This is a genomic window from Pseudomonas sp. ACN8 (genome assembly GCF_002303925.1).
Lineage (GTDB): Bacteria > Pseudomonadota > Gammaproteobacteria > Pseudomonadales > Pseudomonadaceae > Aquipseudomonas.
Genome location: NZ_MRCS01000089.1, coordinates 1 through 9,191 on the forward strand (window position 1 = coordinate 1; position 9,191 = coordinate 9,191).

Annotated in this window: 10 protein-coding genes; 3 read left to right on the top strand and 7 right to left on the bottom strand. The window is 62.9% G+C overall.

The genetic code is table 11. The annotated features are described in order from the left end of the window. Window positions 1–36: 36 nt before the first annotated feature. Both BSF44_RS28565 and BSF44_RS28570 read right to left on the bottom strand, forming a co-directional pair. Window positions 37–669, bottom strand: coding sequence for a glutaminyl-peptide cyclotransferase (locus BSF44_RS28565; RefSeq protein ID WP_095946347.1), 633 nt, complete (start codon window positions 667–669; stop codon window positions 37–39). Between the two features lie 36 nt (window positions 670–705). After that, window positions 706–1,926, bottom strand: coding sequence for a helix-turn-helix domain-containing protein (locus tag BSF44_RS28570; protein WP_095946348.1), 1,221 nt, complete (start codon window positions 1,924–1,926; stop codon window positions 706–708). A gap of 84 nt (window positions 1,927–2,010) precedes the next feature. Between BSF44_RS28570 and BSF44_RS28575 the strand changes: the two genes are divergently transcribed. After that, entirely contained in the window at window positions 2,011–2,769 is a 759-nt protein-coding gene (locus tag BSF44_RS28575; protein ID WP_095946349.1) for a DUF899 domain-containing protein, read from the top strand. 227 nt (window positions 2,770–2,996) lie between these two features. Here the strand turns inward: BSF44_RS28575 and BSF44_RS28580 are convergent, their stop codons facing one another. Continuing rightward, the gene (locus BSF44_RS28580; protein WP_095946350.1) at window positions 2,997–4,079 is read right to left on the bottom strand and encodes a sterol desaturase family protein; all 1,083 of its coding nucleotides are present in this window, start codon (window positions 4,077–4,079) and stop codon (window positions 2,997–2,999) included. Between the two features lie 77 nt (window positions 4,080–4,156). Continuing rightward, window positions 4,157–4,819 carry a hypothetical protein gene (locus BSF44_RS28585; RefSeq protein WP_095946351.1) on the bottom strand — a complete coding sequence of 221 codons (663 nt, stop codon included), beginning with the start codon at window positions 4,817–4,819 and terminating at the stop codon, window positions 4,157–4,159. A gap of 151 nt (window positions 4,820–4,970) precedes the next feature. Between BSF44_RS28585 and BSF44_RS28590 the strand changes: the two genes are divergently transcribed. Continuing rightward, window positions 4,971–5,342, top strand: coding sequence for a DUF3302 domain-containing protein (locus tag BSF44_RS28590; protein WP_095946352.1), 372 nt, complete (start codon window positions 4,971–4,973; stop codon window positions 5,340–5,342). Between the two features lie 3 nt (window positions 5,343–5,345). Then, window positions 5,346–6,305, top strand: a complete 960-nt coding sequence (locus BSF44_RS28595) for an HlyD family secretion protein (RefSeq protein ID WP_095946353.1) — start codon at window positions 5,346–5,348, stop codon at window positions 6,303–6,305. Here the strand turns inward: BSF44_RS28595 and BSF44_RS28600 are convergent. From BSF44_RS28600 to BSF44_RS28610, 3 genes are all read right to left on the bottom strand, one after another. Then, window positions 6,302–7,168, bottom strand: coding sequence for an NTP transferase domain-containing protein (locus BSF44_RS28600; protein ID WP_224790025.1), 867 nt, complete (start codon window positions 7,166–7,168; stop codon window positions 6,302–6,304). The two genes, BSF44_RS28595 and BSF44_RS28600, sit on opposite strands and share 4 nt — an antisense overlap. Before the next feature lie 26 nt (window positions 7,169–7,194). Next, window positions 7,195–8,703, bottom strand: a complete 1,509-nt coding sequence (locus BSF44_RS28605; protein ID WP_095946354.1) for an aldehyde dehydrogenase — start codon at window positions 8,701–8,703, stop codon at window positions 7,195–7,197. Continuing rightward, window positions 8,684–9,191 (bottom strand): phosphotransferase (locus tag BSF44_RS28610; RefSeq protein WP_150130708.1); only part of this gene is annotated, 508 nt, incomplete at its 5' end. The genes BSF44_RS28610 and BSF44_RS28605, both read right to left, overlap by 20 nt.

Below are 9,191 nucleotides of genomic sequence, written 5' to 3' on the forward strand. Positions count from 1 at the left end.
CACAAAGGTTGTACCTGGTGACCTGGCAGCAGCGCCTCACGAAGGCCGGCGCACCACCCTCACCTTGCCGCTATCGCCGCCACCGCAGAACAACCGTTCGCCGCCATCGGACTCCAGTCCCGACACGCCGACGCCTTCCGGCATCTTGAGGCTCTGCAGTACTTCACCGGTTTGCGAGTCGATGCGCCGCAGTTCACTCTCATCGCCCTCCCAGGTACCATGCCACAGCGCGCCATCCACCCAGGTCACGCCGGTGACGAAACGGTTGGATTCGATGGTGCGCAGGATTTTGCCGGTCTCGGGGTCGATCTGGTGAATCTTGCGCTCACGGTACTGCCCCACCCACAACGTCCCTTCGGCCCAGGTCAGCCCCGAATCGGTGCCGGCGCCGGGGGCAGGAATGGTCGAGAGGATACGACCGGTGCGGGGGTCGATCTTGTGGATGCGGTCTTCGGCGATCTGGAACAGGTGCTCCCCGTCAAACGCGGTGCCGGCATGGGCAGCGACATCGATCGAGCTCAGCACCTTGCCGCTTTCCGGGTCCAGTGCGTTGATTTTACTGTTGCACGCGAACCAGACCTTTTCGCCGTCCCAAGTGACGCCGCACACGTGGTCGACATCGGCAAACGGGCCATACTCACGAATGATTTCAGCAGTTGCGTGTTTCATCCTGGCATTCCTCATTGGGGATTGGTGGCGTTCATCCTAGCCACCGGGCAGCGGCGCCGGGAGTAACAAGGTCGTCGCGAATCCCGGCACGGGCGGCGTCATCCAGCGCCGTGCGCGACCACGGCCAAACCACTGCACCTTGCCCTGCTCCGCCAGTGTATCGAGCGCCCGTTGCACGGTGCGCTGGCTGGTACCCAAAGCCAGTGCCAGGGCGGAACTCGACCACGACTCGCCATCGGCCAGGCAGGCCAATACCGCAGTAAATTTTTCCTCGACCGGTTGCGCCAACGCCACCACCTCCGTACACACCGACGATTGCAGGGCATAACCGCGGGCTGTCGCGATGACGTCGGCCAACGGCTTGAGCGCCTTACGCAGCCTGCCGATTTCCACACGAAGCCGGGCGCGATGGGATTCATCCGAGAGCCTCAGACGGAACGCCCGGGCGATCAGCGTTTCCCGCGCAACGTCGGCGGGCCACGCCTCGGCCAACGCACGGGCGAGCACGAACAGGATAGGCCGCGTCGCGAGCGGCACCGACATGCCACAGCCATGCACAACGTACCGGCAGGCATCCACCACCAGGGACGTTGAACAGAACAACGCTTCAACGTCATCGAGCAACAGTGGCCGTACTTCACCTTGGGCAATCAGGCGTGCCGCAGGGGCATCCAGCAGATACGCCGCGTGTTGGACCTCAGCGATCAGCGCGGCAATCCCCGTTTGACTGGCTGCCTGCCCGGCCCTGTTCAACGCCTCCCGGGCTTCGTGCGATTGCAGGCGACGAATGGCAATCCCCGCCTGCACCAATTCATGGGTTGCCCGCAAGGCCGGCGGCAACGGGTCGGGGTCGAGTTCGGCCAATAACCGCTGTGCCTCGTCGAGATGCCCGATCAACAGCAAACGGCGGATTTGCAGATAGCGCGCATGGGCGGCATTGACCCGGTCACCGTGGTGCTCAAGGGTGACCCGCGCCGTTTCGAGCGCTTTGACCGGCCACCCGAGTTCCCGCGAAGCCAGGGCGATTTCGGCCTCGGCCACCACACAGCGCGCCCGGGCCAGTACTTCCCGGGGCGCAAAGGCCCGTTGCGCACGCTTGACCAGCGCCCTGGCCCGCACCAGATCGCCCAGTTGCGCCATGGCGATACCGCGCAGGGCCAGCGCCGGCGCATCGTCGCGCAAGGCCACGCGGTCCAGTGCACCCAGCGGATTGCCCGCCGCCAGCGCCTGTGCGGCGGCCGCGATCATCGAGTCCATGGAAATCCCGCCACGCTTGTCACTCCCATCATTTGACACCCGGGTTTAGTCTAAATCACGACCTTTCACCAGGAGCGCAGAACGATGAACACGCACAAAACCGCGACCCGGGACCAATGGCTGGCGGCACGCCTGCAACTGCTCGAAGCGGAAAAGGCCCTGACCCGACGCAGCGATGAAGTGGCCAGACAACGCCAGGCATTGCCTTGGGTTCGGCTCGACAAGGCGTACCGTTTCGATACCGACAACGGCAGCGCCACCCTGGCCGAGCTCTTTCAAGGGCGCTCGCAGCTGCTGGTCTACCACTTCATGTTCGGCCCCGACTACACGGCCGGCTGCCCTTCCTGCTCGGCCATCGCCGATGGCTTCGACCCCCTCGTCGTCCACCTGGCGAACCACGACGTGACCCTGATGGCGATATCCCGCGCGCCGTTGGCGAAACTGCAGGCCTACAAGCGCCGAATGGGCTGGACCTTTCCCTGGGCCTCGGCTGCCGACAGCGACTTCACCGCTGACTTCAACGTCTACTTCACCGAAGCCCAACAGCGCGAAGGCCTGGTCGAGTACAACTACCAGCGCGGCGGGCACGCCATGGATGCCAGTGAAATACCGGAACCGGTGAAACAGTTCGCCGCGACCTGTGGCACCGATGCGCCGACCTATACCCGCGACAGGCCAGGACTGAGTACGTTTGTGCTGGAAGACGGCGAGATCTATCACACCTATTCCACCTACGCCCGGGGCCTGGACGGATTGTGGGGCATGTACCAATGGCTCGACCGCGCGCCCAAGGGCCGCAATGAAACGGGGCCCTGGTGGCGGCGGCATGATGAGTACCGGTAAGCGCGGAGGCGGGGTCGACACTCTATGGGTACGGAGCTGGCACGCCAGGCAATCAGAGTGATCTGCGGTGTGTAATCACGCCGGCGGAATCGTCGCCAGCATGCCGATCAGGATGGTCAACAGCAGAAAACCGCCGAGAAAAATCGTCATCTTGGCCATGGGGCCTCCCACACTATGAATTGGCGGTACAGGGGCCGCGTGCGCTGCCCCGACGGCGTACCGAAGACTTATTGTGGGCTGGCGGCTGTATCCGTTACAGAGGCAGATTGCGCTGAAAAATACGGATCAGATCCGTTTTGAGGCTGTGCTTTCGGGCGTTTTGCAGAGATGAGTTTGCGCGCGATATCCATGAAAGGCGTGACGATCAATCCCCGTAGCGTCAGGTAACGCTCGTGATCGTTCTCACCAGTGCCGAAGTGAATGGACTCGGGTGTGGACCGGGTGACGTAGAGCGTGCCGAACATCCAGTCCCACAGTGACAGATTGATGCCGAAGTTCTTGTTGAAGTGTCGCGGTGCATCGCTGTGATGAATCTGGTGTTGCGCCGGGCTGCTCAGCACCCGCTCCAGCACCGGCCCGAAGGAACACCAGACGTGGCTGTGGCGCAGGTTGGCCGCCAGGCTATTGAAGATGAACACCATGTAGGTCACGCCAAACAAGGTGTAGCGACTGATCTCGCCCCCGCAGGCGTACCAGAAGACACCGGCAAAGGCGCCGACGCAGATGATGTCCGTGAGCTTTTCGACCACCTCTTCCAGAAAGTGCACGCGGCTGGCCGTCGCCGGCACCAGCACTGGCGCCGAATGATGGACTTTGTGGAAGGCCCACAGATAGCGCGAATGGAAAGCACGATGGCCCCAGTAATGACTGAAGTCCTTGACCAGAAATACGCCCAGCCCATAGAGCAGGGTCAGCGCCAGGTGCTCCTCCACTTGCGTACGCGCGCCCCACAGCTGGGTGAAGAACGCGATGTAGTCCGCTGAGCGCAAGACGTACGGATCCACCAGACCGACGATGGGCAACACCAGGGCAACCTTGAGGATGGCGAGTACAAAGTAGTAGCGGTAGTCGAGCAACGCCGAGCGATGCAGGTACACCCGGCGGCCGCCGATGAACTGCCCGAATGAACGCGCGTCGGTCAAACCCCGGGATTTTCGGTGGCGGAACAGGCAATAGGCGACGCCGTAAGACATGCAGAGAAAGGATAGACCGAGTCGCCCGTTGACATCGAAAATGCCAAGGAACTGCCGGGTGACCGGCTCGATCACCCACTGGGAAAAATAAAGATGGATTGCGGCGAGAACATCCATACCGGGCTGCCCGACGTAAATGGAAGGGCAATAGTAAATGAGAATGAGTCTTTAGTGTGTTGAATTATGTCCGTCTGTCAGCCGCCCAGCGCAATGATTGCAAAGATCAGCACCCCCCCCGTGGCGGCCATGATCACCCCACCCTGCCATTGCGTGGCGCCCGCGTATCTGGCGAGCATCCAGCCTGCGATGAACAGCACCACGAGCCCTATCAGGTTGGACAGGCGAATGGCGAGTGCCGTCTGATCGAGCAGTATGAACGGCACCACCAGCGGAAATGTCGAGCCCACGACCAACAGGAAAACGCCGAGGGCGCCCCTGAAGTCGCTCCAGCCGAGACCGGCCCTGATCGGCAAGGAGGGCTGATCGAGCAGCCGACGGCGCAACAACTCCAGCCCCTCGCTGCCGGCCGCCGTCGCCAATTGCAACGGCAACACCTGCGCAACGAGCGCCTGACCGGCCGCGGCGTCCGTGCCGTGGCGCAAGGCCATGTACAGCTTGATCCTGCGCGTGCGCTCGACCAGTGCGCGCAACAGGTACATGACCGCATCGGCCAGTCCCCAGGCGAGATTGCAGCCGAGTGCGGCAATCATCATCGTGCGTTCAGCTGCCTGGTCCGCGGTGGCCACGCTGATGGTGCCGGTGAACGTCATGGCCATCAGCAGGCCGAAGATCACTTCGGTAATGCGCTCGACAGGGTCCAGTACAGGTGCCCTCTCGAATTGTCCATTGGTTGGCATGAATTCACCTCGTCGGGGAGTGCTTGCACGTCATCGGTCGACGCTTCGGCCAGGCACCGGCTGCCCAGGCTGGAGATCCGCATCCCCGTCAAGTGTAGATTGAACGACTACACTCAGGCGCACACGTTATCTGCTTCAAGAGGAGTGGTTCATGCTTGATTACTTCGCCCTGGGCCTGCTGGTCTTTGTCGGGCTTGTTCTGTTCTACGGGATCATTCTGCTCCACGACATCCCCTATGAAATCGCCGTCCACCGCAACCACCCTCACCAGGATGCGATCCACGCCACCGGCTGGGTCAGCCTGTTCACCCTGCACGCGCTGTGGCCGTTCCTGTGGATCTGGGCCATGGCCTATCGAGAGGACCGGGGCTGGGGTTTCAGTGACGGACATTCAGCAAAAAGTCATGTGGTTCACCTCGAACAGCAGGTCGCCGAGCTGCAAGGCCGGATCGAGCGCCTGGAGGCAGCGACGGGCACGCCCCAGAACCGGGTGCCAACGGACAATCTCGGCGAGGGCATTTGAGCCATGGATCTCTTACTCATTCTGACGTATGCCGCGCTGTGCGTAGCCATCTTCAAGATCTTCCGCATCCCCCTGAACAAATGGACGGTGCCCACGGCGGTGCTGGGTGGGATCGTGATTATCGGCGCGCTGATTTTCACGATGAACTACAACCACCCCTACTCCGAGGTGGCGCGTTCCTATTTCGTATCGGTTCCGGTGATACCGGTGGTCAGCGGCCAGGTGATCGACGTGCCGGTAAAGACCAACCAGCCCCTGGAAAAAGGCGATGTGCTGTTTCGCATCGACCCGGCGCCGTTCGAATACCGGCTCAAATCCCTCAAGGCACAGCTGATTGCCGCCCAGGCCGATCGCGCGCGGATCACCGAGCTGATCAAGCGTAATTTCAGTACCCAACGGGAACTGGACATGGTGGTCGCGCGCAGTGATGACCTGAAGGCACAACTGGACAGCGCGCAGTACGAACTCGACAACACCACGGTCCGTGCGCCGAGCAAAGGCTTCGTCACCCACGTTTCGCTGCGTCCGGGCATGATGGCGACCAAGTTGCCGCTGCGCCCTTCGATGGTCTTCATTCCCGCTGAAGGGCACTACTTCTCCGCGTGGATGCGTCAGAACAGCCTGTTGCGCCTGACAGAAGGCGACGAGGCCGAAGTCGCTTTCGACGGCATTCCAGGCAAGGTTTTCGAAGGCAAGGTCAAGACCGTCGTTTCGGTGATCGCCGAAGGCCAGATCCAACCGTCGGGCACGCTGATCAGCTTCACCGGCTCACCACCGGCCGGCCGGGTTCCGGTGATCATTGAAATCACCGACCCCGACTATGCCCAGTACGCCAGCCAGATGCCCGGCGGCGCCTACGGTCAGGCGGCGTTGTACAGCCAGCATTTCCATCACATCGCGATGATGCGCAAAATCCTTCTGCGCATGGCCGCCTGGATGAACTACATCTTCCCGTTCCACTAACCGGGTAGCGATGGCAACTGACTCAATCCTTGAATGGGGTCAGCTGCCGCCGCCACGGCCGGCTCGACGTTCTCTGCGGTCGCCGAGGCAACCCGTTGCATGGAACACGCCTTGATTCTGCGCTGCTGGTACAACTGCTCGGCGACCTGCAATTGCTCGCGGTCATTGACCCCGATCACGTCGAATTCATCCACTTCCACGGCCGTTACCGCAAGCCCCGACTCGTTGGCCACCGCCACCGCATCGGTGAGGTAGTACTCACCCTGGGCGTTGCGGTTGCCGATACGCTCCAGCAGCCACAGGCAGGTGTCGGCACGCAGGCCCATGACGCCGCCATTGCAGAAGTTGATGTCCAGCTCCTGCGGGCTGGCGTCTTTGGCTTCGCGGATGGCCCGCAGACGACCGTCCTTCACCAGCAATCGCCCATAGGGTCCCGGTTGCTGGGTATGGAAACCCGCCACCGCCACCGCTGCGCCGTCAATCAATGCCCTGCGCAAGCGATTCAAGGTCTGAGGGGTGATCAAGGGTGAATCGCCAAACAGCACCAGCACACACCCCTGTTGCGCCTGCAAGGCCGGTCGGGCCGCGAGCACCGCATGGGCCGTGCCCAGTTGTTGGTGCTGGGTGAACACCTGCACCGTCGGTGCCACCTGTTGCAGGTACTCGACCACCTGCCCGCCGCCGGCGCCTACCACTACCGCCCGTTGCTCGATGCCCGCCGCCTCCACCGCCGCCAGCACATGGCCAAGCAGCGGCTGGTTGGCCACCGGGTGCAAGACCTTGGGCAGCGGCGACTGCATGCGCGTGCCCTGTCCGGCCGCGAGAATCACCGCCAGGGTCGGCCATCCCATGTTGTCGCTCATCACAATCCTCCTGTGTGCATCGGGCTTCAGGCCGGATCGCGATAGAACACGTCATCGGCGTAGGGATACCACCAGTCCTGGATTTTCGGCTGGTGGTCGATGATGACCATTTTCGAACGGCGGAACGCTTCCAGCCCCTGACGCCCGAGTTCGCGCCCAAGACCCGACATCTTCCAGCCACCGAACGGCAGCGCATCGTTGTCGATCAGCGGGTTGTTGACCCAGACCATCCCCGCCTCCAGACGCTCAGCGGCTTCCATGGTTTCGGCCAGGTCCGTGGAAAACAGCGAGGCGCCAAGGCCGAACGGCGAGTCGTTGGCCAAGCGCACCGCCTCATCGAAATCGCTGACCCGACAGATCGCCGCCACCGGACCGAAGCATTCTTCCTGCAGAAGCGCCATGTCGCCGGTCACGCCGGTGAGGATGGTCGGCTCATAGAACCAGCCGACGCTGTGCCCGGGCGGAATCCGCCCGCCACACACCACTGTCGCGCCCTTGGCCACGGCGTCATCGACCAGGCGCATGACCTTGTTGCGTGCCGCCTCGCTGACCATCGGCCCGATCTCCGAACGCTCCAGGCCATGGCCAATGCGCAAGGCACGGGTGCGTTCGGCGAATTTCGCGACAAACTCGTCATGGATTTCATCAACGACGTAGAAGCGCTCGGCCGACGTGCAGATCTGCCCGCTCAAGTGGAACGCCGCCGTCACCGCTCCCGCCGCCGCCACGTCCAGCGGCGCATGCCTGGAGATGATCAGCGGATCGCTGCCACCGGCCTCGATCACGCAAGGTTTCATCCGTTCGGCGCAGGCCACGGCCACCGCTTTGCCTGCCGCAACGCTGCCGGTGAACGCCACCGCGTGGGTCTGCGCTGACTGCACCAGCAACTGCGCAGTCGCTGCATCACCTGGCACACAGGACACCAGCCCCGGCAGTAGCGCGGCGAAGTGCTCCATGAACTTGAGGGTGCACAGGGTCGTGGCTTCCGCCGGCTTGATGATGCAGGCATTGCCCGCCGCCAGTGACGCGGCGACCGTCCAGCACATCAGCAGGATCGGAAAGTTGAACGGCATGATGTGCACGCTGACGCCGTACGGCTCGTAACGCACATGCTGGAACGAGCCGATCTGCGTGGTACCGGCGACCTTGCCGGCATCGTCCCGGGCCATTTCCGCGTAGTAGCGAAAGATCGGCGCGCAGTTGGCCAGCTCGCCCATGGCTTCGGGAAACGGCTTGCCCATCTCCAGGGTCATCAGGCGTGCGACTTCACGGTTGCAGGCCAGGTTCTGCTCGATGGCGTTGGCCAGTTGATGCAGGCGCGCGGCGCGGCTTTTGGCATCCACTACGCGCCATTGTTTTTGCGCGGCGGTGGCGGCATCGGTGGCGGCTTGCACATCGGCTTCGCCACACACGCCGACTTGCCCGACCGGTTGCAGGGTCGCCGGGTCGAGCACTTCGCGCACACGGCCATCGGTCAGCGGCAGGAATTCAGAATTGATGAAACGCAATGCGGTGTCAGTGTTGAACGTGGCCATGGGATGATCCTTGAACCAATCGATAAGGGGTTTCGCGCAACGTCGCCAGGGTCTCGGCGGGCAATTCTTCACGCCAGCCCGGCACTTGCAGGTCGAGCCATTGGCGCAGCGGCACAAAGGCCTCGGCGTCCAGGGCGCGGACAAACAAACCCAGGGTGCGCGGCAAGTGCGCCAGATAACCGTGCTTGCCGTCACGGCCGGCCAGGCGTACGAAAATCCCCAGCACCTTGGCGTGACGCTGGGCGGCCAGGCGCCGGTAGTCTTCGAGAAAACCCGGCGCATCCAGCTCCGGGCGCTGCAACAGGTAATGGCTGATCAGTGCCTTGCGCAGTGCCTCGGACACATCGCGCCGGGCGTCTTCGAGCAGCGACATCAGGTCATAGGCCGCCGCCCCGACCAGGGCGTCCTGGAAATCCAGCAAGCCGCAGGCCGCCACGCCTTCACGGCCTTGCAGCAGCATCAGGTTGTCGACGTGAAAGTCGCGCAGC